Annotated in this window: 19 protein-coding genes and 1 tRNA gene; 13 read left to right on the top strand and 7 right to left on the bottom strand. The window is 72.1% G+C overall.

The features are described from left to right. Positions 1-18: 18 nt before the first annotated feature. Complete coding sequence (locus AB0A74_RS04830) at positions 19-1971, bottom strand: cytochrome c oxidase assembly protein (protein ID WP_358247545.1); 1953 nt, start codon at positions 1969-1971, stop codon at positions 19-21. An 80-nt stretch (positions 1972-2051) separates the two neighbouring features. Between AB0A74_RS04830 and AB0A74_RS04825 the strand changes: the two genes are divergently transcribed. Continuing rightward, complete coding sequence (locus tag AB0A74_RS04825; protein ID WP_358247544.1) at positions 2052-2621, top strand: DUF3558 family protein; 570 nt, start codon at positions 2052-2054, stop codon at positions 2619-2621. On the opposite strand, the gene AB0A74_RS04820 is transcribed toward AB0A74_RS04825, so the two are convergent. Further along, positions 2587-3768: an MFS transporter gene (locus AB0A74_RS04820; protein WP_358247543.1), complete on the bottom strand. Its 1182-nt coding sequence runs from the start codon at positions 3766-3768 to the stop codon at positions 2587-2589. The two genes, AB0A74_RS04825 and AB0A74_RS04820, sit on opposite strands and share 35 nt — an antisense overlap. Positions 3769-3830: 62 nt before the next feature. On the opposite strand from AB0A74_RS04820, the gene AB0A74_RS04815 reads away from it, so the two are divergent. Both AB0A74_RS04815 and AB0A74_RS04810 read left to right on the top strand, forming a co-directional pair. Next, the gene (locus AB0A74_RS04815) at positions 3831-4886 is read left to right on the top strand and encodes a LacI family DNA-binding transcriptional regulator (RefSeq protein ID WP_358247542.1); all 1056 of its coding nucleotides are present in this window, start codon (positions 3831-3833) and stop codon (positions 4884-4886) included. 123 nt (positions 4887-5009) lie between these two features. Next, positions 5010-5082 (top strand) — tRNA-Arg (locus tag AB0A74_RS04810). A 152-nt stretch (positions 5083-5234) separates the two neighbouring features. Here AB0A74_RS04810 and AB0A74_RS04805 read toward each other — a convergent pair. Both AB0A74_RS04805 and AB0A74_RS04800 read right to left on the bottom strand, forming a co-directional pair. Then, positions 5235-6593 (bottom strand): tetratricopeptide repeat protein, encoded by a 1359-nt coding sequence (locus AB0A74_RS04805; RefSeq protein WP_358247541.1) that lies wholly within the window; start codon positions 6591-6593, stop codon positions 5235-5237. Next, positions 6535-7299, bottom strand: coding sequence for an NB-ARC domain-containing protein (locus tag AB0A74_RS04800; RefSeq protein WP_358247540.1), 765 nt, complete (start codon positions 7297-7299; stop codon positions 6535-6537). The genes AB0A74_RS04805 and AB0A74_RS04800 overlap by 59 nt, the downstream gene beginning before the upstream one ends. An 88-nt stretch (positions 7300-7387) precedes the next feature. Between AB0A74_RS04800 and AB0A74_RS04795 the strand changes: the two genes are divergently transcribed. Continuing rightward, positions 7388-7753 (top strand): MerR family transcriptional regulator, encoded by a 366-nt coding sequence (locus AB0A74_RS04795; RefSeq protein WP_358247539.1) that lies wholly within the window; start codon positions 7388-7390, stop codon positions 7751-7753. Positions 7754-7789: 36 nt separating this feature from the next. Further along, positions 7790-8758, top strand: coding sequence for a zinc-binding dehydrogenase (locus AB0A74_RS04790; protein ID WP_358247538.1), 969 nt, complete (start codon positions 7790-7792; stop codon positions 8756-8758). A gap of 66 nt (positions 8759-8824) precedes the next feature. Here AB0A74_RS04790 and AB0A74_RS04785 read toward each other — a convergent pair whose 3' ends face one another. From AB0A74_RS04785 to AB0A74_RS04775, 3 genes are read right to left on the bottom strand one after another with little or no spacing between them, the layout of a single operon-like run. Continuing rightward, positions 8825-10123 carry a cytochrome P450 gene (locus AB0A74_RS04785; RefSeq protein ID WP_358247537.1) on the bottom strand — a complete coding sequence of 433 codons (1299 nt, stop codon included), beginning with the start codon at positions 10121-10123 and terminating at the stop codon, positions 8825-8827. Then, positions 10120-11562 carry an amidase gene (locus tag AB0A74_RS04780; protein WP_358247536.1) on the bottom strand — a complete coding sequence of 481 codons (1443 nt, stop codon included), beginning with the start codon at positions 11560-11562 and terminating at the stop codon, positions 10120-10122. The genes AB0A74_RS04785 and AB0A74_RS04780 overlap by 4 nt, the downstream gene beginning before the upstream one ends. 1 nt (position 11563) lies before the next feature. Further along, positions 11564-12436, bottom strand: coding sequence for a VCBS repeat-containing protein (locus tag AB0A74_RS04775; RefSeq protein ID WP_358247535.1), 873 nt, complete (start codon positions 12434-12436; stop codon positions 11564-11566). Positions 12437-12678: 242 nt separating this feature from the next. Here AB0A74_RS04775 and AB0A74_RS04770 point away from each other — a divergent pair, with 242 nt between their 5' ends. Genes AB0A74_RS04770 through AB0A74_RS04735 form a run of 8 tightly spaced genes read left to right on the top strand, consistent with a single transcriptional unit; the run spans position 12679 to position 23566 of the window. Beyond that, positions 12679-13644: an ABC transporter ATP-binding protein gene (locus AB0A74_RS04770; RefSeq protein WP_358247534.1), complete on the top strand. Its 966-nt coding sequence runs from the start codon at positions 12679-12681 to the stop codon at positions 13642-13644. Beyond that, positions 13644-14381 (top strand): ABC transporter permease, encoded by a 738-nt coding sequence (locus AB0A74_RS04765; protein ID WP_343936089.1) that lies wholly within the window; start codon positions 13644-13646, stop codon positions 14379-14381. The genes AB0A74_RS04770 and AB0A74_RS04765 overlap by 1 nt, the downstream gene beginning before the upstream one ends. A 32-nt stretch (positions 14382-14413) precedes the next feature. After that, the gene (locus tag AB0A74_RS04760; protein WP_358247533.1) at positions 14414-15226 is read left to right on the top strand and encodes a hypothetical protein; all 813 of its coding nucleotides are present in this window, start codon (positions 14414-14416) and stop codon (positions 15224-15226) included. Between the two features lie 5 nt (positions 15227-15231). Continuing rightward, the gene (locus tag AB0A74_RS04755; RefSeq protein ID WP_358247532.1) at positions 15232-16938 is read left to right on the top strand and encodes a non-ribosomal peptide synthetase; all 1707 of its coding nucleotides are present in this window, start codon (positions 15232-15234) and stop codon (positions 16936-16938) included. Between the two features lie 23 nt (positions 16939-16961). Then, positions 16962-19583 carry a condensation domain-containing protein gene (locus AB0A74_RS04750; protein WP_358247531.1) on the top strand — a complete coding sequence of 874 codons (2622 nt, stop codon included), beginning with the start codon at positions 16962-16964 and terminating at the stop codon, positions 19581-19583. A 50-nt stretch (positions 19584-19633) separates the two neighbouring features. Beyond that, positions 19634-20647 carry a TauD/TfdA family dioxygenase gene (locus AB0A74_RS04745; protein WP_358247530.1) on the top strand — a complete coding sequence of 338 codons (1014 nt, stop codon included), beginning with the start codon at positions 19634-19636 and terminating at the stop codon, positions 20645-20647. After that, positions 20647-22341, top strand: a complete 1695-nt coding sequence (locus tag AB0A74_RS04740) for an NAD(P)/FAD-dependent oxidoreductase (RefSeq protein WP_358247529.1) — start codon at positions 20647-20649, stop codon at positions 22339-22341. Before AB0A74_RS04745 ends, AB0A74_RS04740 begins: the two co-directional genes overlap by 1 nt. Before the next feature lie 43 nt (positions 22342-22384). Beyond that, a complete protein-coding gene (locus AB0A74_RS04735) occupies positions 22385-23566 on the top strand; it encodes a cytochrome P450 (protein WP_358247528.1) in 1182 nt (393 codons plus the stop codon). Positions 23567-23720 lie beyond the last annotated feature (154 nt).

Genomic DNA, 23720 nt, shown 5'->3' with positions numbered 1-23720 from the left:
CCGGGTGGGTGCCCGGCGCTACTCCCGTTCGGACAGCTTGCGCAGCATCGCGTTGTAGGCGGCGAGGTCCGCATCCCCGTCGGAGTCGGCCTTGCGGTCGGCGCGGCGCGCGTCGCGGTCGTCCGAGCGGGCCCACTGCACGAGCAGGGCCACCATCACCACGATCAGCGGCACCTCGCCCGCCGCCCACGCGATGCCGCCGCCCAGCCGCTGGTCCTCCAGCTGCGAGGTCACCCACGGCAGCGCCAGCCCGCGGTAGAAGTTCTCGCCGATGACGGTCTGGGAGCTCATCAGCACGATGCCGAAGAACGCGTGGAACGGGATGGACGCGAACAGCAGCCCCAGCCGGCCCAGCGGCGGCAGGCGCTTCGGGGCCGGGTCGATGCCGATCACCGGCCAGTAGAAGACGTACCCGACCAGGATGAAGTGCAGGTTCATCAGCAGGTGGGCCCAGTGGAAGTCCAGCGCCCAGTCGAACAGGCCCGAGAAGTACAGCCCGTAGAACGACCCGACGAACAGCGCCAGCGCCACGAACGGGTTGGTCAGCACCCGCGCCACCGGCGAGTGCACCACCGCCAGGACCCACTCGCGCGGACCGGGCGGGTTGCCCTTGCCCGCCACCGGCAGCGCGCGCAACGCCAGCGTCACCGGGCCGCCCAGGACGAGCAGGATCGGGGCGAGCATGGAGAGCAGCATGTGGCTCTCCATGTGGATGCTGAACATCGCGGGCGCGTACCGGCCGATGCCCGACGACGTGGCCAGCAGCACGGTCAGGCAGCCCGCGACCCACGCGATCGTGCGCCCCACCGGCCACGCGTCACCGCGGTTGCGCAGCCGCCGCACGCCCAGCAGGTACACCACGGCCAACGCGATCGCGCCCGCGCCGAAGATCAGGTCGAACCGCCAGTCGAACAACAGCCGGGTGAGCGTCGGCGCGCCGGCGAGGTCGTAGCCGATGCGGATCTCCACGGTGCTGGGGAACGCCCGGCCCTCCGGCGGCGGGGGCGTCCGGCTCAGCGCGCCGGCCAGGCCCAGGGTGAGGAACATCAGCAGGATCTCGACGCCGGCCAGCTTGAGCAGCGAGCGACCGGTGCCGGTGGCCACGACTTCCTTGACGCTCCTGGTGCGGTGCAGGTAGCCGAAGACGCCCAGGACGACGAGCGCGGCGACCTTGGCCAGCACCAGCACGCCGTACTCGCTGGTGAACAGCACGCTCCACGGCAGCCGCACCTTGGCGTTGATGACGCCGGAAACGGCCATGACCAGCCAGCACACCAGCGCGAGCTTGGAGAACCGGGAGGTCGCGAGCCCCAGGTGGTCGCCGCCGCGCCGGCCGTGCGCGAGCAGCGCGATGAGCCCGCCGACCCACAGCGCCGCCGCCACCAGGTGGTACAGCAGGCTGTTGGTGGCCACGTCGTGCGCGCCGCCGCCCGAGGAGTGCCCGGTCACCGCGACCGGCATCAAGGCGAACACGGACAGCAGGAACAACGCCACCGTCCAGCCCCACGACAGCACCAGCCGGCAGCCCAGCGCGAGCACCGCGACCACGACGGCGGTGATCATCCACGCCTTGGCCTGCTCCATGAACCCGGCCAACTGGAACAGCACGGACGGCTCGATCACCGCGCCCACCGGCTGGCCCAGGGCGTCGGCGACGGTGAACGGCACGGACGCCACCGCGCCCACCGTCCACACCAGAGCCGTCCAGGCCGCCGTGCGCAGCGCCGCGTAGCCGTCGGCGGCGAGGTTGCCGTTCTCCTGGGGCGGGACGAGGAAGGCCGCGAGCAGCAGCGAGCCGATCGTCACGGCCGCCGCGGACTCGGTGAGCACCCGCACCACCAGCAGTCCGACCCGGTCCGCGCCGGTGAGCGTCGCGAGGCCCGCCGCGACCAGCGCGGCTATGGCCGTGCCGACCACCAGCAGGGGGATCAGACCGGTGCGCTGCGTTCGGGAGGGCGCGTCGATGGGCACGCCGTCGAGCGTAGGCGGAGCGGTGGCACGACCACCAACCGCCGGACGTGCGGCGATCACACCGACTACCGTTGCCTGTCGTGACCAGCACTCGCACGTTGCTCCTGGTGGCCCTGTCCGCGTTCGTCCTCTCGGGGTGCAGCTACACCATCAACGGCGACGCGCTGCCCGAGGCCGGTTTCACACCGTCGTCCACGCCCTCGACGACCGCGTCCGGCACCGCCGGTGGTCCGCCGAAGATCGCCAAGCAGCGGTCCGTGGCCGGCGTGGACCCGTGCAAGCTGCTCACCGGGGACGACCTCAAGTCGGTCGGGTCACTGGTCAAGGACCCGGCGCGCAAGGACGACCTGATCCAGGAGTCGTGCCAGTACGTGCTGCCCGACGGCAGCGTGGTGGCCGCGCTGTACCAGAAGTACGAGCACGTGCGGGACCGCCAGCCGAAGGGTCGCGAGGTGGTCGTGGAGGGTCACTCGTCCTGGGTGCTGTGCGAGCGGGACGGCAACGCGACCGTGTGCACGACCACCACGGCGGTGAACCCGAACCGCAGCGTCCTGGTCGCCATGTCGCTCAACGGCGGCAAGGAGGACCAGATGGTCGCCGTGTTGCAGCCGATGATCAAGGCTGCCGTGAACCGGCTTCCCGCGGGCTGAGCTCCCGGGTCCGGGCGGCGCGCGCGGCGAAGACCGTGGGCACGATCAGGGCGATGATGAGCGCCACGCAGCCGAGCGAGACGCTGAGGTCGCTCGCGTGCGCGATGCCGCCGACCAGCGGCGGTCCGGCCAGGAAGCCGGTGTAGGCGACGGTCGTCACCAGGCCGATCTCGCGTTCGCCGCCGGTGCCGTCGGCCCGCCTGCCCGCGTCGCCGGCGAGGTCCATCACCACCGGGAAGCAGAACGCGAGACCCAGGCCGACCAGCGCGAAGCCCGCGTACCCGGCGGCGGGGACGGGCACCGCGACGGCCAGCGCGAGACCCGTGGCGGCGACGATCGCCCCGCCCGCGAGCAGCCGGTACGGGCCGAGGCGGCGCTGAGCGGGTTCGCCGCCCAGCCGGGCGATGGCCATCGCGACGGAGAACCCGGCGTAGCCCGCCGCGGCGGCGGCCTCGCCGACCTGGCGTTCCTGCACGAAGAACAGGGCGGACCAGTCGGAGGCGGCGCCCTCGGCGATGGCGGAGAACAACGTGATGCCGGCCAGCAGCCACAGCACCGGGCGGCGCAGGACGGGTCGGCGGTCCTCCCGCGCCTCGGGCGTCTCCCCCGTCGCGCCCGGGACGTGCCTGATCAGCACGGCCATCACGACGGCCCCGACGACGGCGGCGGTGAGGAGGTGGCGCTGGAGGCCCCAGCCGGCGCCGGCGGCGGCAGCCGCGCCGAGCGAGCCGACCAGTCCGCCGATGCTGAAGCCGGCGTGGAACTGGGGCATCAGCGGCCGGTCGAGCGCTCGGGTGACGGCGACCGCGGAGACGTTCATGCCGACGTCGAGGGTCGCGCCGCAGGAGCCCAGGACGAACAGGATCAGGCCGAGCTGCAGCGGGGTGTCGGCGAGGGTGAGGGACGGCACGGCGACGACCGTGACCGCGACGCCGGCGGTCACCAGCTTGCGCGCGCCGAGCGTGGCGCAGGCGCGGGCGGCGAAGGGCGCGGTCAGGGCGAGGCCGATGCTCGCGCCGAGGAGGGCGAGGCCCAGGGTGCCCTCCGTCGCGCCGACCTGGGCCGCGAGCGCGGGCATCCGGGCAGCCCAGGACAGGAAGAGGGCGCCGTTGAACAGGAAGACGGCGAAGACGGCTGCACGGGACACGCGTCCGAGTGTGGCTGAAGCGCTTCAGAACGTCCAATCGATTACCCGGTTAACCTCATCACGTGGACCGTCCCCGGAAGCCCACCCTCGACACCGTCGCCAGTGCGGTGGGGGTCTCGCGCGCGACGGTCTCCAACGCCTACAACCGGCCGGACCAGCTGTCCGCGGCGCTGCGGGAACGCATCCTGGAGACGGCGGCGTCCATCGGGTACGCCGGGCCGGACCCGGTCGCCCGGAGCCTGGCCACCCGGCACAGCGCGGCCGTCGGATTCATGCTCGGGCAGCCGCTGTCGGCGGCGTTCTCCGACCCGGCGGTGTCCATCGTGCTGGACGGCCTGGCCTCGACCGTGGACGGCCACGACCACTGCCTGGTGCTGATGCCCGGCAACGAGACCGGCGGGCCGCGTCCGTCGACCGTGGCACGGGCCGCGGCCGATGTGGTCGTGGCGTACTCGCTGCCGGACAACGCGCCCGCCCTGGACGCGGTCCGGGCCCGCGGCCTGCCGTTGGTGGTGATCGACCAGCCCGTTCTGCCGGACACGGCACGCGTGGAGGTGGACGACGAGGGCGGCGCGCGAATGGCCGCGACCCACCTGCGGTCACTGGGGCACACGCGGTTCGGCGTGATCACGTTCGGGCTGCACCCGGACGGTTTCTCGGGCTTCGCGCCGCCGGCCAGGCAGTCGTCGGGGGTGTTCCGGGTGAGCCGGGACCGGTTGGCCGGGTTCCTGGCGGTGGCGGGGCCGGCGACGCCGGTGTTCGAGGTGCCCGGCAGCCGACGCGACCTGGGCCGAACGGCGGGCCGCGCGTTGCTGCGCTCGGAGCCGCGTCCGACGGCGTTGTTGTGCGCTTCGGACGAGTTGGCGTTCGGCGCGTTGCAGGCGGCTCGCGAACTGGGCCTGCGGGTGCCGTCGGACGTGTCGGTGGTGGGCTTCGACGACGTGCCGTTCGCCGAACACTCAGACCCACCGTTGACTACTGTGCGTCAACTTCTGACGGACAAGGGCCGACGCGCCGGCGAGCTGGCGCTGCGCCTGCTCGACGGAGGGAGACCAGGCGAGCCGTCCAGACTGCCGGTCTCGCTCGTGGAACGCGACTCGACAGCCCCACCGGAGTGATCCACCTCACTTTTAGGCCGTCTTGATCACTCTTCTGGTGCCTGGACGAAACGGTCCGCGCCTTCCGGACGATGTGTCCGGTGGGGCAGCTACCCTGCTACTGCGCGTGGTCGCTGCCCTCAAGCCTCCGTAGCTCAGTGGAGAGAGCGAGGGACTTCTAATCCCGAGGTCGCAGGTTCGAATCCTGCCGGGGGCGCTCGACGGGCCAGGCCCCTGACCTGTACCGCAGGTCAGGGGACGTAGTTGATCTTCTTCGCCGCCTGGTGTGCGTGGAGCCGCGGGTGGAGCCGGTTGGGGCAGCCACGTCCTCTCGGACGTGTGGCGGGACGAAGACCGCTGTCGTCCTGATCAGGTCGAGGACGGCGTGTCCGACGACACCTCGACGCCCTGGAGGCGCTGGCGCACGTCAGGGGCTCGACGGTCGCCGAAGTCGTCGTATATCCGCAGCGCCTCGCGCCAGCATTGGACTGCCCGCGCGGTGACGGTGTCGCGCAGCAGGTCGCCGATGGTCACCAGGATCGCGGCGGTGTCGCGTGGCGAACGATCGTGTTCCTTGATCGCCAATGCTTGCTCGCACAGTTCGATCGCCTTCGGGCGGTCGCCGATGCCTTGATGGGCAAGCGCCATGATGTGCAGCACGTGCGCTTCACCCTCACGGTCTTGAGCCTGCCGACGAAGTGCCAGGCTGCGGCGCACATGGTGCAGGGCCTGCCGGTATGCGCCTTGACCCACGCACACGACACCCAGGTTGCTTTCGATCACGGCTTCCATGCGCCCGTGCTGAGCCCCTGGGACCAAGGGCAGAGCCTCGACGAGGTGTTCCCTCGCCGTGGCGTATTGCCCGACTTGGGCATACATCACGCCCAGTCCGTTGAGCGCGACCGCTTCCCGCCATTCATCGCCGCAGCCACGAGCGAGTTCTCGTGCCGCTCGGTAGGTGTCGTGGGCGTTCTGCCACTGGTTGGCGGAGTCATACGATTCCGCCAGGTTCAGCAGTACCTCGGTTTCGGTGATCCGGTCCCCGCTGCGACGGGCGGCGGCCAAGGCCCGGCGGTGGACGTCGAACAGATCGTCCCAACGCCCTCTGCGGTTCAGCACCATCGCGGTCGTCACGGCGAGCAGGAAGACGAGGGGTGTGTGCCCGTACCGGTCCGCCACACGAACAGCGGCCACCAGGTTCTCCCGTTCAAGGTCGAACCACCCCCACGCTCCCTGCCGCCCGGTGATCGAAATCTCCGGATGGGCTTGGACCGTCAGCGACAACGAGGGATACCAATCCCGGTGCGCGCGATACAGGACCTCGTAGGCGGTCTTGGCATGGCAGGCGTACCACTTGAGCAGCCGCTGTCTCGCGTCCTCCCGGTCGGCGGGGGTGTCCTCCCGTTCGGCGCGGCCGGCGGCATAGGCACGAAGCAGGTCGTGGAACCGGTACCTGCCCCGCATTGCCGCCCGTTCCACCAGATGGGCCTCGGCCAGCAGTTCCAGCACACGCCGCGCCTCTGGCAGGTCCAAGCCCGCCGTCGCGGCGGCCACGTGCACGCCGAACTCGTGCCCCGGGTGCAACCCGAGCAGCCGGAACACCCGCGCGTGCTCGGCGGCCAAGCGCCGGTAGGACCAGTCGAACACCGCCCGCACCGCGGCCCGCTCATCACCGCTGCGACTCAGGACGTCCAGGCGGTAGTCCTCGTCCGCGAGTTCCGCGACCACCTCGGCCACGGTGGTGTGCGGGTCGGTGGCTTGACCCGCCGCGATGCGCAGGGCCAGGGGTAATCGGGCGCAGTACCGCACCAAGTCCCACGACCAGGCCGGTCAGGCTGTCGCGGCTCGTGACCACGACCACACACCCCGAGGACCCCGGCAGCAGGGGCCGCACCTGGTCCGCGCTGTTGGCGTTGTCCAGGACGATCAGGATGCGCCGGCCGACCAACATCGACCGGAACAGGCCCGCCCTGGCCTCCACGTCCGCCGGGATGCGCTCGGCCCTGGCACCCAACGCCCGCAAGAAGCCGTCCAGCACTTCAGTCGCCGTCGCGGGGTCACCGGGCCCGTAGCCTCGCAGGTTGGCATACAGGGTGCCGTCCGGAAACCGGTCCTGGACCCGATGCGCCCACCACACCGCCAGCGTGGTCTTGCCGATCCCCGCGGCGCCGTCGACCGCCGAGATCACCACTGCCTCCGCGCCACCCTCGTCGGCGGCGGAGAGCAGCGCGTCCAACGCGGCCAGGTAATCCGTGCGGCCGGTGAAGTCCCTGATCGCCATCGGCAGTTGCCGCGGGACCACGCGCGGCTCGACCCGGTCGGCTCCGGCGTCGTTCCAGCCGGCCAGCACCAGCTTGTCGACGTCCCCGGCTTGCACCACCACGCCAGGCACTTCAGCGGTGGCCTCGTTGTGGACGCGCGCCCTGTCCGACACCAACTCAGTCTGTCGCTGTTCTCGCCTCGGTTGAACCCCTACCCCGCGGTTCCGGGTCGGTGCGGTCCCCCGGGCGGGTTAGCTTGGGGTGGTGAGGATTGGGGATCTTGCTCGGGTGGCTGGGGTTAGTGTGCGGGCCTTGCGGTATTACGAGGAGGAGGGGCTCGTTCGGCCTGGTCGGGGGGTGAACGGGTATCGGTGTTATCAGGACGCCGATGTCGAGGTCGTTCGGCAGATCCGGGGGTTGATCGAGGCCGGGATGCCCACTCGGATCATCCGGGAACTGCTGCCCTTCCTGGAGGGGACCGGGGAGTTGGTGCCCGAGGAGCCTTGCGAGTACATGCTCGGTGCGGTGGCCTCCCACCTGGACGCGCTGGAGCGGCGGATCACCTGTCTCACGCGGAACCGGGACGCCCTGCGCGCCTACCTGGACGCCGCTCGCAGGTCAGCTTGACCCTCACGCTTGCGTCAGGGTTTTAGCGTCGACCGCATGCGAACCATGCGGGCGTTGCGGCAGGGGTCTTGGGGTGGGCCTTCGGATCTTGAGCTGGTCGAGGTGCCGGTGCCTTCGCCTCAGGACGGGGAGGTGTTGGTGCGGGTGGGGGCCGCCGGGGTCAACTTCGCCGATGTCATGCAGACGCTCGGGACGTATGACGGTGGGCCGAAGCCGCCCTACCTGGCGGGGTTCGAGGCTGCCGGTGAGGTGGTCGCGGGTGGGGACGGGCGGGTCGGGGTCGGGGATCTGGTCGTCGGCACCGGGTATGGCGCGTTCGCCGAGTACGTGGTGATGCCGGTGAACGGGGTCGTGCCGGCGCCTGCGGGGTGGTCCGCCGAGCAAGCGCTGGGACTGGTGTTGAACTGGGCCACCGCGTTGGCGGCGCTCAAGCCGTTGGGGCGGGTCGGGGCCGGCGACACGGTGTTGGTGCAGGCCGCTGCCGGTGGCGTGGGGCAGGCCGCGGTGAGGATGGCCAAGCACTACGGCGCCACGGTGATCGGCACGGCTTCCGCGGCCAAGCTCGACGTGGTGCGCGGGCTCGGGGCTGACCACGTGATCGACTACCGGGGCGACGACGTGGTGGCCGAGGTGCGGCGGGTGGCGGGTGCCGTGGACCTGGTCCTGGAGTCGGTGGGCGGCACGGCGTTCCGGGACAGCCTCGCCCTCGCGAAACGGGTCACCGGGCGGATCGTCGTGTTCGGGGCCGCCGCGGGCGAAGCGGCCGTGACGAACTGGGAGTTGGTGTTCAGGCACCAGGTCCAGGTCATGGGCCTGCACATCGCCGGGATGGCTCAGGCAGCCCCCGAGGTGTACGCCGAGGTGATGCGGGAGTTGGAGGCGCTCAGGGACGCGGGCGTCTACGCGCCCGGCGAGCCGACGGTGTTCGACCTGGCCGACGGGCCGCGGGTGTTGGCCGACCTGGCGGCGGGGCGGACCGTCGGGAAGTTGGCGTTGAAGCCGTGAAAAGGGGGGTGGCCCCGGGACGGGGGTTCCCGGGGCCACCTGGCCGTGCGTGCCGCAGGGGGCGGCTTACACGGGTTGTGGGGTGGTGGCTGTGGCCGTGGCCCGGACCGGGCCGTTCGGGCGCAGGGTGAGCAACGGGTTCACCGACAGCTCGTGCGCGGTGGTGTCGAAGCGGTAGGACCGCAGGAGGGTCTTGAGGAGGATCGTCGACTCCATCAGGGCGAACTGCATCCCGATGCACGCCCTCGCGCCCCCGCCGAACGGGATGTACGCGTACCGGTGCGTCGGGCCGCCGTCCAGGAAGCGGGACGGGTCGAACGTGGTCGGGTTCGGCCAGAAGTCCGGGTGGCGGTGCGTCACCCACGGGGAGATCAGGATCTGGCTGCCCGCCCGCACGTCGTAGCCGGCGATCTTGGTGTCCACCAATGTGATGCGCTCGGTGCTGTGCGCCGGCGGGTACAGGCGCATGCCCTCCTGGATCGTCGCCCGGACGAGGGTGTCGTCGGTGGCGTGGGCGATGTCCGCCTGGACGTCCTGGCGGCGGCCCAGCTCGTGCAGGGTGAACGTCAGCGCGCCCGCCGTGGTCTCGTGGCCCGCCAGGAGGAAGCCCAGCACCTCGTCGCGGATCTCCTGCTCCGACAGGCCACCGCCGGTCTCCTCGTCGCGTGCGCCGCGCAGGCGGCTGAGGAGGTCGTCGGCGTTCGGGTCGGACGGGAGGTCCAGCACCCGGTCGGCGATGGCGAACAGCCGCCGGCGGACGTCGCGCAGCTTGCGGTTGCGCGGGGTGGGCAGGGACAGCTGCAGGGTGAACAGCTGCAACCGGCGGGCGGTGGAGAGTTCACCCAGTTGCTGCACCAGCTCTTGCAGCTCCTCCACGATGTCGTCGATGGCGTCGCCGAACAGGGCCCGGCCGACCACGCGCAGGGTGTAGCGCTGCATGAGGTCGTGCAGGTCCACCGTCCCCGAGCGCAGCGACGGGTCGTCGACGATCTTCGCCGCCTCCTCCGCCATCAACGCCGTGTAACCCATGACCCGGCGGTGCGTGAAGAGTTGCTGCACGAGCTTGCGGTGGCGCTTCCACGTCTCGCCGTCCAGCGTCAACAGACCGTCGCCGATGCTCTCCCGGATCACCTTGAACCCGGCCGTGTCGCGCCCGAACACCTCGGGGTCGGTCATGGCGCGGGCCACGTCGTCGGGGTGGTACGCGCCGTAGACCGTGCGGCTGGGCCACTTCGGGCCGAACCGGTACGCCACCAGGTCGCCGTGCTCGGCGAACGTGGCCTCCAACGTGCCCAGCAGGTCGGCGACGAACGCGGGCACCACGCCCAGCAACGGGTGGCCGGCCGGCCCGGGGACGGTGCTCATCGGTTTCTCCTGGGGTCCGCGTGGAACGGCTCGACGTCCACGGGTGGTTCGGGCAGCACGGCCGTGAGCGCGGTGACCTTGGACCACGTCATCGCGATCTGGTCGAGGTCGTCGTCACCGACGGGCACCTCCAGCTCGCCGAACGCGTCGGCCAGCCACTTGCGGGCGGTGGGGTCCACGGTGTCGGTGGGCGCCTCGGGCGCGGCGACGGGCGCGAAGTCGTCCCCGGACGACGGCGGCGCCTCGCGCTCGTGCCACCCGGTCCGCCGCTGGTAGACGTCGGCGATCGCGGCCAGCTCGAAGTCCTGGCCGGGCGCGGCGGCCAGTTGCAGCGACAGCGGCAGCCCGTCGGCGTCGAAGCCCATCGGCAGGGCCAGCGCCGGGAACCCGACCGCGCTCCACACGCTGGGCAGCCACGAGATGGTCTGCAGGCCGGCGGCGTCGTCGTACCGCGGCGCGCCGGCGGGCCACGTCGGGGTGGCGATCACGTCCACGTCGCCGAACCGCGCGCGCAGGGCGTCCGCGCCCCACCGGCGCACGCGCTGCGCCCGCAGGTACGTCTCCGCGGTCAGCACGCCGCCCAGCGCCACGTTCCACCGGAACGGCCGCCCGTAGTCCGCCCAGCGGGACCGCAGGTGCGTCCCGTGCACCTCGAACGCCTCCACCAGCAACGTCACCAGCTGCGCGGCGACCAGCGGGAAGCCCTCGTGCACCGGCACGTCCACCACCTCGGCGCCCGCCGCGCGCAGCTCCTCCAGCGCGGCCTCGAACGCGGCGGACGTGTCACCGGTCAGCGCGGCGGCGTACTTCACCAGGTCGCCGGGCACGCCGACGCGCACGCCGGCCAGGTCGTCCAGCGCCGTGCGGGAGACCTCGTAGGGCCGGTCGGCCATCACGGCCAGCAGCCGGGCGCACTCGCGGGCGGTGCGGGCCAGCGGGCCGGCGGTCTCCATCGAGCGCGTCAACGGCCGGATGCCGGCCGCCGGCAGCAGGCCCTGGGTCGGTTTGAGGCCGGTCACCCCGCACAGGGCGGCCGGGATGCGGATGCTGCCGTTGCTGTCGGTGCCGATGCCGGCGTCGAACAGCCCGGCGGGGATGCCGTTGGCGCTGCCGCAGCTCGACCCGCCGGTCCACCGGTTCGGGTCCCACGGGTTGCGCGGCACGGGGAACGCGGCGGCGGGGTCGGGCCGGGACAGGGCGTGCTCGGCCATCGTGGTCTTGCCGACGATCGTCGCTCCCGCCGCGCGCAGCCGGGCGACGACCGGGGCGTCGCGGTCCTCCCACCAGGCGGGGTCGTGGACGGCGCTCTGCGCGGTGCTCGGCGCGCCGGCCACGGCGATGATGTCCTTGACCCCGATGGTCACACCGGCCAGCGGACCGTCCACAGCGGACTCGGCGTCGGGGAACCGGTGCACGAAGGTGCCCAGCAGGTCGTCCACGTCAGCTCACCACCGAGAACTTCTGCCACCCGGTCGCGACGACCTCGGGCGCGCCGAACGTGTCCAGCGGCGCGGACGGGTCCCAGCCGTTGTTGAGGTGGACGACCAGCGTGCCGTCGCCGCGCAGGCCCATCAGGTCGGGGCTGCCGTTGAGATCCAGGTCGGTGACGGTGATGATGTCGTACTCCTGCCAGCCCCGGCCGAGGGTGGACCACCGGCCCTCGCCGCGCCACCACGGCCCGTCGCCGGACTCGTCGTGCGCGAACTCGTACACGTCCAGGTCGCCGTTCTTCCGGCGCACCAACAGGTCCGGGCGGCCGGTGCCGGTGATGTCGGCCATGGCGAACGGGAAGTCGTCCACGTCCACGGTGACCAGCCGGTGGGCGGCCTTGTCGTAGGTCTCGTTCTCCTTGACCTCGCGGCGGTTGAAGAACGCGTCCACGTTGCCCGCGTCCTGCTCGCGGCCGAACATGTCGTCGCAGCCGTCGAGGTCCACGTCGTAGATGCCCAGCGTCTCCCACTTCTTGTCGTCGCGGGCGCCGGAGATGCGGATCGGGTCGGCGAGGGTGTCCAGGCCGTTGAGCCCGCCCTTGTTCGGGTACAGGAAGATCCCGTGGTGTTCGTTCATCGGCCGCATGCTCAGGCCGAGGACGTCGGCGTAGCCGTTGCCGTTGATGTCGATCGTGCGCACCAGGTAGTGGTCGCGCAGCGGGTCGAAACCGGTGCCGATGAGCACCGGCTCACCGAAGGTCTCGGTGCCCTGGAAACCGCCACGGTGGGGAAAGACGAACAATTCCCCCGTGACGTCGTCACGGGCCATGACGTCCATCCGACCGTCACCGTTGAACGAGTGACAGTGACCGTTCCCCTTCATGCGTGCCACGAAGCACCTCCCCGAGCGGGCGCGGCCGAAACGCGCACCCAACCGCCACAACAGGCCTGATCATGACCGGTGCCGGCGACCCGGGGGTACCCCTACCGCAACCCCTGCGCCCCCACAAAAAAGGCCCCACGACCACACATCGCGCGCCCGCGCCCACTATTTCCGGCCGACCGCCGGGGAGGTGCTGCTAACAATAAGCGCATACCCGCGCCGACCCAAATGGGGAAATCCACATGGACAAAGGAATCGGGCTCACCGCGGCACCGCCCGCGCTCGCCGTGGTCGCGCGGCCGGCGCCGGCGACCGGCGACGCCGCGATCAGCGTTCGGGGCCTGCACAAGCGCTACGGCGACGTGCGCGCGGTCAACGGCCTGGACCTGGAGATCGCGCCCGGCGAGGTGGTCGCCCTGCTGGGCCCCAACGGCGCGGGCAAGTCCACGCTGGTCGACCTGGTCCTCGGGCTCGCCGCCCCGGACGCGGGCGAGGTCCGCGTGTTCGGGCACACCCCGCGCGAGGCCGTGACCCGCGGCGTCGTCGGCGCGATGCTCCAGGAGGGCGCGCTGCTGGACGACGTGTCGATCCGCGAGCTGCTGACCATGGCCGCGGGCCTGTACCGCGACGCGCTGCCGGTGGACGAGGTGTTGGCCCGCACCGGGTTGACCGACCTCGCCGACCGCCGCGGCCCGCTGTCCGGCGGCCAGCGGCAGCGCCTGCGGCTGGCCATGACGCTGGTGTCCGACCCGCGCCTGCTGGTGCTGGACGAGCCGACCGTGGCCATGGACGTCGAGTCCCGCAACGTGTTCTGGACGTCGATCCACCAGTTCACCGCCACCGGCCGCACGGTCGTGTTCGCCTCCCACTACCTGGAGGAGGCCGAGGAGTTCGCCGACCGGGTGGTCCTGGTGCGCGGCGGGAAGGTCGTCGCCGACGGCACGGTCGCCCAGATCCGCTCGGTGGTCGCCGGCCGGTCGCTGTCGGCCACCGTCCCCGGCGTGACGGCGGAACAGCTGCGGCTGCTGCCCGGGGTCGTGGCCGCCGAGGCGCGCGGCCGGCGGGTCGAACTCGTGTGCTCCGACTCCGACGCCGCCGCGCGCGAGCTGTTCGCCCGCCACCCGCAGGCGCACGACGTGGAGATCGGGTCCATCGGCCTGGAGCAGGCGTTCCTGGCCCTCACCGCGACCGAGGACGAGGCTGCCTGATGAACCCCGGATTCCTGCTGTTCGAGGTGCGCCGGGTGGTCCGGGCGCGCAAGTTCTGGATCATCGCGTTCCTGTTCCCGACCCTGATGTACCTGATGCAGGCCAACCTGTTCCGCGGCGACATCGCCGACCGGGCGGGCGTGGACTTCAGCGAGTACCTGCTGGGGAACCTGGCCGCGTTCGGCGCGTTCTTCGTGGCGCTCAACGTCGGCACCCGGGTCGCGATCGAGCGGTCCACCGGCTGGCAGCGGCAGCTGCGCATCACGCCGCTGTCCGCGCCGTCGTACCTGGTGGCCAAGCTCGCCGCCGCGATGGTGGTGGCGCTGCCCGCGATCGCCGCCGTGGCGCTGGTGGGCGCGCTGGTCGAGGGCGTCCGGCTGCCCGCCGCCGGCTGGCTGCACCTGGTCCTGGGGATCTGGGCGGGCACGCTGCCGTTCGCGCTGCTGGGCGTGTTCATCGGGCAGATCGCGACCGCCGAGAGCGTGCAGGTGTTCACCACGATGTCGCACATGCTGCTGGGCATCCTCGGCGGCGCGCTGTTCCCGTCGGTGGCGTTCCCCGAGTGGATGCAGGCGGTCTCGACGGTCATGCCGAGCCGCTGGCTGGCCGAGATCGGGCACGCGGCGGTCGGCGAGGGCGGGTCCGGCGCGACGGCGGCCGTGGTGCTCGCCGGCTGGACCGTCGTGCTCGGCGGCGCGGTCGTCATGCGGTACGTGCGGGACAGCGCCCGCGTCTGACGTCTTCCACTGCTACGACAAGGGAATCCCACGTGAAGAAGAACTCCTGGCAGATACTGCGCAAGGGCGGGCAGGGTGGGCTCACGCTGACCGTCGACTTCACCAGCACCGGCCGCACCCAGGCGTGCTTCCGCGACCTCGTCCCCTTGTTGACCGCGCCCGGCGAGGTCTGGGAGACCGTGGCGCTGGCCGCGGGCGCCGAGGAGACGATGTCCGGCGCGGACTACGTCGAGCGCTGGGCCAAGGCCGTGCGCAAGCGCGAGCGGACCGTGGACACCGTCATCGGGTACTGCGCGGGCGCGGTGTTCGCCGCGCCGCTGGCCGCGCGCCTGGCCGAGGCCCAGGAGGTCGCGCCGCGACTGGTCCTGCTCGACCCCGAGCTGCCCAACATCGTCGGCCTGTACCGGGACTTCCACGCCGCCGCCGACGCGCTCAAGACGATCCTGTCCCCCGACGAGATCACGAAGTTCCACGCCGACGGGCAGGCGGTCCAGGAGCGGCACGGGTTCGAGGACCTGTCCCTGATCGGCCCGGCGCTGGCCGGGATCTTCCGCGACGCCATCGACGTGGCCGGGCAGCGCCTCGGCCTGGACGAGGACATCCGCGGCGAGCTGGGCGGCAGCTTCGCGTCGTTCGTCGGCTACCTGCGCGCGGCCACCGAGCTGGACCCCCTGCCCCGGTGGGCGGACGCGACCGCGATCACCTCGGCGCACTCGACGCGGCGCGGTGCGGAGTTCGCGCGCGAGATCCGCCTGGACGTGGACCACGACCAGATGCTGCGCCACCCGGACGTGGCGGCGGCGGTGTCCGAGCTGATGACCGGCGCGCTGCGGATGGCGGGGTAGCGGCGGTGTTCCCCGACCTGTTCGCCGCGCAGGCGCGCCGCACGCCCGACGCGGTCGCGGTGGCGTGGGGCGAGCACACCCTGACCTACGCGGAGCTGGACGCGCGGTCCACCGGGCTCGCCCGCCGCCTGGTCGCCCTCGGCGCGGGACCGGAGCGGCTGGTGGCCATCGGCATCCGGTCGGCCGACGTGGTCACCGCGGCCCTGGCGGTGCTCAAGTCCGGCGCGGCCTACCTGCCGCTGGACCTGGACTACCCGGCGCAGCGCCTGACCCACATGCTCGACGACGCGAAGCCCTCGCTGCTGCTGACGACCCCCGAGGACCGGCACGCCATCCCCGCGTCGGACGCGCGGGAGGTGCTGGTCGAGGAGACCTCGGACGAGCCGTTCACGGTGGACCTGCGGCCGGAGAACCCCGCTTACGTCATCTACACGTCCGGTTCGACGGGCAAGCCCAAGGGCGTGGTGATCGAGCACCGGCAGCTGGCCACCTACCTCGACCACGTCGTCCGGACCTACCAGGGCGTGCGCGATCGGGCGCTGCTGCACTCGTCGTTCGCGTTCGACCTCACCGTGACCGCCCTGTTCGCGCCGCTGGCCACCGGCGGGTGCGTGCACGTCGGCGCGTTGGAGGAGATGGGCACGCCCGCCGCCGGACCGCTGGGCCGCGCGCGGCCCGGGTTCGTCAAGGTCACGCCGTCGCACATCCCGCTGCTCACCGCCCTGCCCGCCGAGGCGTCGCCCACCGGCGAGCTGATGGCCGGCGGCGAACTGCTGCTCGGCGAGACGGTCGACGCGTGGCGACGCCGGCACCCCGGCGCGCGCGTGGTCAACGAGTACGGGCCGACGGAGACGACCGTCGGGTGCAGCACGGTCGTCATCGAGCCCGACGACGTCGTGCCGCCGGGCCCCCTGCCCATCGGGCAGCCCATGCCCGGCGTGGGCTTCCACGTGCTGGACGACGACCTCCGGCCGGTCGCGCCCGGCGAGATCGGCGAGCTGCACATCTCCGGCGCCCAGCTCGCCCGCGGCTACCTCGATCGGCCCGCGCTGACCGCGAGCCGGTTCGTGGCCAACCCGTTCGGGCCGCCCGGGTCCCGCATGTACCGGTCGGGCGACCGGGTGCGGCCGACCGCGGACGGCGAGTACGAGTTCTGTGGCCGGGTGGACACCCAGACCAAGATCCGCGGCTACCGGATCGAGCTGGGCGAGGTCGAGGCGGCGTTGCTGCGGGTGCCGGAGGTGCGGCACGCGGCGGCGGTGGTCCGGGAGGACGCGCCCGACGTCAAGCAGCTCGTCGCGTACGTGGCCCCGGCGGACCTCGACGTCCAACAGGTGCGCAAGGACCTCGCGGAGAGCCTGCCCGACTACATGGTGCCCAGTGCCGTGGTCGCGCTGGCGGAGCTGCCGCTGACCGTGAACGGCAAGCTCGACACCGCCGCTCTTCCCGCGCCGACCGGTCAGGCGGCCGGCCGTGCCCCGGCCAACGAGCTGGAGGCCCTGCTCTGCGGGCTGTTCGCGCGGTTCACCGGCGTGTCCGCGGTGGGTGTGGACGACGACTTCTTCGTGCGCGGCGGCACCAGCGTCGGGGCCGCCCAACTGGTCAATGAGGCGCGCAAGCTCGGGCTCGCCCTGTCGCTGCGGGACGTGCTGGAGAACCGGACCGTGGCGCGGATCGCCGAGGCCTGCGCCGATGCCGAGGGGGACGAATGACGGTCAGCCGCAAGGAAACGGCCATGTGGCTCCTGGAACGGCTCGTGCCGGGCACGGGGGTCAACAACGTCACCGTCGCGTTCGAGATCGGTGGCCGGTTCGACCGCGCGGTGCTCGCACGGGCGGTGAACGCCGTGGTGGCGCGGCACGACGTGCTGCGGACGGTGTTCCGGGCGGACGACGTGGCGCTGGACAAGGAAGTCGGGCCCGCCATCGACGTGCCGCTGCTGGACGTCCCGGTGACGGACGCCGGTCTCGACGCCGACCTGACCGCGTTCATCGCGACCCCGTTCGCGCTGGACGGCAGCCCGTTGGTGCGGGCGGGAGTGCGCAGCGGCGACAACGACGTGTGCTGCGTCGTCGTGCACCACCTGGTGTTCGACGCCATGTCCACCACGATCCTGCTGCGCGAGCTGCTGACCGCGTACGAAGAGGTGGCCGCCGGTCGGACGCCGTCCGCCGACGTCGTGGCCCCGCGCGCCGAACCGGAGGCCGACGAGCGCAGCATCGCCTACTGGCGGAAGAGCCTGGACGGGCTGCGGGCGAGCGAGTCCGGGTTGTGGTGCGCCAAGCCGCCCGGCGCCGGGTCGTCGCTGCGCGCTTCGACCATCCACTATGGACTTTCCGCTGAGGCGCGGGAGGTCGTGCGGCGGTTCCAGAAGGAGTTGCGGGCGTCCGAGGCCGTTGTGCTGCTGGCGGCCTACTACGTGCTGCTGACCCAGCACGGCGCGGGCTCGGACGTGGTCATCGGGACGCCGGTGAACGTGCGGGACCCGCAGAGCATGAACGCCATCGGCTACCACGCGAACCTGCTGCCGCTGCGCGTCCGGCTCGACCCCGAGGCCGACTTCCGGGCGGTGGTCAAGCGGACGCGGTCCACGTTCCTGGAGGCGATCAGCCACGCGGGCGTGCCGCAGGAGCAGGTCTCCCCCGCCGTGCTCGGCGACACGCCGTCGTCGTGGCGCAGCTCGTTCTTCCGGCACCTGTTCAACTACGTGCCGGGCACGGTCGAGGCCGCGCCGACGCTGACCGGGATGCCGGTGCGGCACGTCCTGGCGGAGAACGGGTTCAGCCGGTTCGACCTGGAGTTCTTCATCATGCCCGGCCCGGAGGGGACCACCATCCGGGCCGCGTTCCGCGTGGACGCGTTCGACGAGGCCGACGTGGTGCGGCTGGTGGAGCGGTACGACGCCCTGCTGGTCGAGCTGGGTGGCGCGGTGGACCGGCCGGTGGCCGAGCTGTCGCGGCTGGGCGCTTCGGACCGCGTCGAGCCGGTGGTCGCGGAGGTCGTCGAGCGGCACGTGCTCGACGCCGTGTACCGCACGGTCGCCGAGCAGCCGGACCTGGTCGCGGTCGAGGACGGGCCGGACTCGGTCACCTACGGCGAACTCTGGTCCGCCGCCCTGGACACCCGCGACCTGGTCGGGACCGACACCGTGGCGGTGCTGGCACCGCGTGGCGCGGAGTTGGTGGCGGCGTGGCTGGGGGTGTGGGCGGCGGGCGCGAAGGTCGTGCTGCTGGACCCGATGCAGCCGGTCCCCGACCTGGCGGCGCGGCTCGCCGACTCCGGTGCGGGCCTGGTGCTGGCCGCCGAAGGGGTGACGGTGCCGGGCGCGGTGCGCGTCCCGGCCGTCGGCGGCGGGACCCGGGCCGACGCGCCCGCCGTCGCGGTGGACGCCCCGGCCCACCTGGAGTACCCGCCGACCGGCGAGGCCGTCGGGGTCGAGTTCTCGCACCGGGCGTTGGCCGGCGTCGTGCCCGAGCAGGCCAAGGCGTTGTGGCGGAGCAGTTCCGCCACCACCGCCGCGCTGGTCGACGTGCTGGGCCCGCTCACCTCGGGCGGCCGGGTCGTGGTCTCCCCCGACACCGCGCCGGCCGCGGACACCCGGACCGGGTTCGTCGCCGAGCCCGGGACCGGGCACGAGCTGGGCGTCGGGGTGCGTGGCGAGCTGTGCGCCACCGGTCCCGCGCTGCCCACCCGCCACCACGGCCGACCCGACCTGGACGCCGAGCGGTTCGGCGAGCACCCGGCACACGGCCGGTTCCACCGCACCGGCGACCTCGCGGTCCGCCACGCGGACGGGACGGTCGAGGTCATCGGACGGCTGGCGGACCACGTCACCGTCGCCGGGCAGCGCGTCCACCTCGCGGACGTCGAGCGGGCGCTGTCCCCGGTCGCACCGGTCGCCGCCGCCCACGCGGACGGCACGGTGTTCGTGTTCACCGAGGCCGACGCGGCCGACCGGGTGCGCGAGCACGCCAAGGCGACCCTGCCGTTCGTGCCCGAACCGGTGGTGGTGAGCAGGATCCCGCGCACGGCCGCGGCCACGCTCGACCGGGTCCTGCTCGCGGAACTCGCCGAGTCCACCGCGATCGCCGCCACCGCCGAGCCGCCGGACGAGACGACCGCCGCGCTCGTCGCCGTCTGGACCGAGCTGCTCGACCGGCCCGGCCTGCACGCCGACTCGAACTTCTTCACGAGCGGCGGCCACTCACTCCTCGGCGCCCAACTGGTGCAGAAGGTCAAGAAGGAGTTGGGCCTGCCCGCCCAGCTCGCCGACCTGTTCGCCAACCCGACGCCGAGGCAGCTCGCGGAGCACCTCGACTCCGCGTTCTTCGACGAGGACGACGAAGAAGACGACTGACCGATCCGATCGCTAGCCGCCAGAGAAGTCTTGAGCAGAGGAGGCTCGGCGTGACCATCGACGTCCAGCCCACACACGGCACCGACCGCGTGATCACCCTGACCAGTGAGGAGAACATCGAGGTCGACACCATCGCCCGCTACCTCGCGGGCCGGCCGCCGCGCCGGTTGGACTCGACCGCGTGGCTCGCCACCGCGCGCGAGCTGTCCAGCAACCTGCCCGCGCGGCTGCGGCAGATGCTGCGGCGCTTCACCTGGGACGCGGGCCGGGACGGCGTCCTGCTCGTGCGCAACCTGCCGGTGGAGCGCGACGACCTGCCGGACACGCCGAACGTGGCGGGGTCCGTGCAACGGGAATCGACCGTGCCCGCCGCCGCGCAGGTGCTCGTCGGGCTCCAGCTCGGCGAGCTGATCGCGTTCCGCGAGGAGAAGAGCGGCGCGCTGGTGCAGGACGTCGTGCCGGTGCCCGGCATGGAGGCCTTCCAGGGCAACGCGGGCTCGGTGATGCTGTCCATGCACGTGGAGAACGCCTTCCACATGTACCGGCCGGACTACGTCGGCCTGCACTGCCTGCGCAACGACCACGACAACGTGGCCGGGTTGCAGGTGGCGTCCATCCGCAACGCCCTGCCGATGCTGCCCGAGGCGGTGCGCAGGGTGCTGCACGAGCCGCGGTTCTTCACCGAGCCGCCGGCGTCGTTCGGCGACCTGCACAGCGCGCCGGAGCCGCACGGCATCCTGGGCGGCAGCTTCGACGACCCGGACATCCGCGTCGACTTCGAGAGCTCCTTCCCGCTGGACGGCGAGGCGGAGCAGGCGATGGCGGTGCTCGGTGACGCCCTGCGCTCCGCCCGCCGCACGTTCGTCCTGGAACCCGGTGACCTGGCGTTCGTGGACAACCGGCTGGCGCTGCACGGCCGCACCGAGTTCACCCCGCGCTACGACGGCCGGGACCGCTGGTTGCAGCGGATCTTCGTGCACCGCGACTTCCGGCGGTCGCGGGAACTGCGACCCGAGGGCGGGCACGTGCTGGGGAGCGCGGGCCCATCGGCGAAAGGTGACTGATGACGGTCCTGGGGGACTTACCAGGTGAAGCATGGGACGCGGTGGTGGTGGGCTCCGGGCTCGGCGGCCTCACCACCGCGGCCTACCTCGCGACCAACGGGGTGCGCCCGCTGGTCCTGGAGCAGGGCCGGGTGGCCGGCGGGTGCAGCCAGGTGTTCCGCCGGCAGCGCCGGTTCGAGTTCGACGTGGGCGTGCACTACATCGGCGCGTGCCAGGAGGACGGCCTGCTGACCGGCATCCTGCGGGGTGTGGGCCTGGCCGACCGGGTCGAGTTCGTGGAGATGGACCCGGACGGGTTCACCACGCTGGTGTTCCCGGACTTCACGTTCCGGGTGCCGCGCGGGTGGGACCGCTACCTGGAGCGGCTGGTCGAGACGTTCCCCGACGAGGAACGCGGCCTGCGGTTGTGCGTCCGGTTGTTGCGGCGGATGAGCGCGGAACTGCGCAAGGGCCTGCCGACGACACCGAAACAAGCGCTGCTCTTCCCCTTGCGGGCGCCGGTGCTCACCACGTTGGGCATGCGCCCGCTGTCCACTTTATACAGACTGTGCGGCCTGAGCGGAAGCGCCCGGGCGGTCATCTCCGGCGAAAGCGCGACTTACGCGGCCCCTCCGAACCGGGTCAGCGCGGTGGTCCACGCGGCCGCGATGGACCAGTACATCCGCGGCGGCGCCTACTACCCCCGCGGCGGCGGCCAGGTCCTCGCCGCCCACCTCCTCGACGTGATCCAGGCGCACGGCGGTGTCGTCCGCACGCACACCAAGGTCGAGCGGATCCTCGTCGAGAACGGCCGGACCACCGGTGTGCGGCTGGCCTCCGGCGAGACCATCAACGCCGACACCGTCATCTCCAACGCCGACGTCCGGCGCACGTTCCTCGACCTGGTCGGCCGCGAACACCTCACCGACCGGCAGGCCGACCGCGTGTCGAACTACCGGATGGCGCTGCCCCTCCTGACGGTCTACCTCGGCCTCGACGTGGACCTCGCGGACCGGATGCCGAACACGAACTTCTACACCTTCCCCGACACCGACGTGGACGGCTACTACGAGGCCCTCTACCGCGGCGAACTGCCCGACGAGCTGCCGCTGTTCATCACCTCGGCCACGGTCAAGGACCCCGGCAACCCGCGCAGCGCCCCACCCGGCCACTCGACCATGGAGATCATGGCCGTGGTGCCGCAGGGCAGCCCGCTGTGGGGCTTCGCGGACGCCGCGGACGGCAGCTACCGCGGCGAAGCCGCCTACGGGGACCTGAAGGAGCGGATCACCGACCGCATCATCGCGCGGACGGCCGAACTGATCCCCGGCATCGAGGGCCACATCGTGTGGCGCGAGGCCGCGACCCCGTTGACCCAGGAGCGGTTCACGCTGTCGTCGCACGGGTCCAGCTACGGCCTGGAGATGGCGATCGACCAGCTCGGCCGCAACCGCCCGGGTCCGGTCACCGGCATCGGCGGGCTGTACCTCACCGGGGCGGGGACCGTGTTCTGCCACGGCATCGTCAACGTGATGAACAGCGGCGTCGGCACGGCGAGCGCCGTGCTCGGCCGCGACCTGCTCACGGAGGTCAAGGCGGGCCGCGTCTACGGCGACCCGACCCGCCTCACCGCGGGCGGCCCCGACTGGGACCCCCTGACCGCGTCGAAACCCAGACTCGCCGACCGCCCCCGCCGCGCCGCCCGGACCAAGTGAGGAGACCAGTCCCGTGTCATCGTGCCCAGCGCACCAGCACAAGATGCCGTTCGACGAGAGCTACCTCCGCGACCCGCACACCCTGTTCGACCGCATGCTGGAAGAGGGCCCCGTGCACCGGGTGAGCCTGATCAACGGCGTGCCGGCGTGGTACGTGACCCGGTACGCCGAGGTGGCGGAGGCGTTGCGCGACCCCCGCCTGGTCCGCGCCCCGGAAGCGGCCGGCCCGGACTACCGCGAGCAGCTGATCGTGGAACGCATCCCGTCGGCGAACCTGGTCCTGGCCGACCCGCCGGAGCACACCAGGCTCCGCCGCTTCATCAACCTGGCCTTCCGCCGCGACCGCATCGAGGCGATGCGCCCGCTGATCGAGCGCTGGATGGCGGAGATGGTCGACGCCGTGCGCGACGGCGACACGGTGGACCTGATGGACGAGTTGATCGTGCCGCTGCCGATCCTGGCGGTGTGCCACATCATGGGCGTGCCGGAGGAACACCACGAGGCGTTCCGCAACTGGAGCAAGGAGCTGTTCACCGAGCACCCGCAACGCAGCGCGGCGGCGTTCGCGGAGCTCTACAAGTGGATCAACGGCGTTGTGGCGGCCAAGCGCGAGAACCCCGGCCAGGACCTGATCTCGCGCTGGGCGACGATGCCGGACGAGGGCGGCAACAACCTCAGCCACGACGAGATGGTCGGCCTGGCCCTGCTCATGCTGCTGGGCGGCTTCCACACCACGGTCGCCGGCATCGCCAACGCCGTGCTGTCCCTGCTGAAGCGCCCGGACAAGGTCGCCGAGCTGCGCACGGACCCGAGCCTGATCGCCCGCGCGGTGGAGGAACTGTCCCGCCGGGACGGCTCGGTGCACACCGGCTTCCGCCGGTTCGCGGCGGAAGACCTGGAGATCGCCGGCACGAAGATCGCCAAGGGTGACACGGTCATCCTGGGCATCGCGGCAGCCGGCCGCGACCCACGCCAGTTCGACGCCCCGGACGTCATGGACTTCCACCGGAAGGACAACCACCACCTGGCATTCGGCCGCGGCCCGCACTTCTGTCCGGGATCGGAGTTGGCGAGGACGGAGATCCAGGTGGCGGTGGAACACTTGTTCACCCGGTACCCGGACTTGGAACTGGCGGTGCCGGAGGAAGAATTGGTGTGGGCCCCCTCCTACTTCGTCCGCGTCATGCGCTCACTCCCGGTCCGCTTGGGTAAGCGCACCGCCTAACCCTCCACCCACTCCACCGCTTTTCGCGCGAAGCGCGCGCTTTTGACGGGCTATCTAGCCCAAGGAAGGGCCTCGGTTCGTTCCCCGTACGGCCTGGGCGCAGCCCAACCGCGCTTTGGTCTTCTCCGCAACCAGCTTTTCCGGTTGCGGAGAA

Source organism: Saccharothrix sp. NPDC042600 (genome assembly GCF_040647305.1).
Classification (GTDB): domain Bacteria; phylum Actinomycetota; class Actinomycetes; order Mycobacteriales; family Pseudonocardiaceae; genus Actinosynnema; species Actinosynnema mutabilis.
This window is presented reverse-complemented; position numbering and strand designations above follow the sequence as displayed.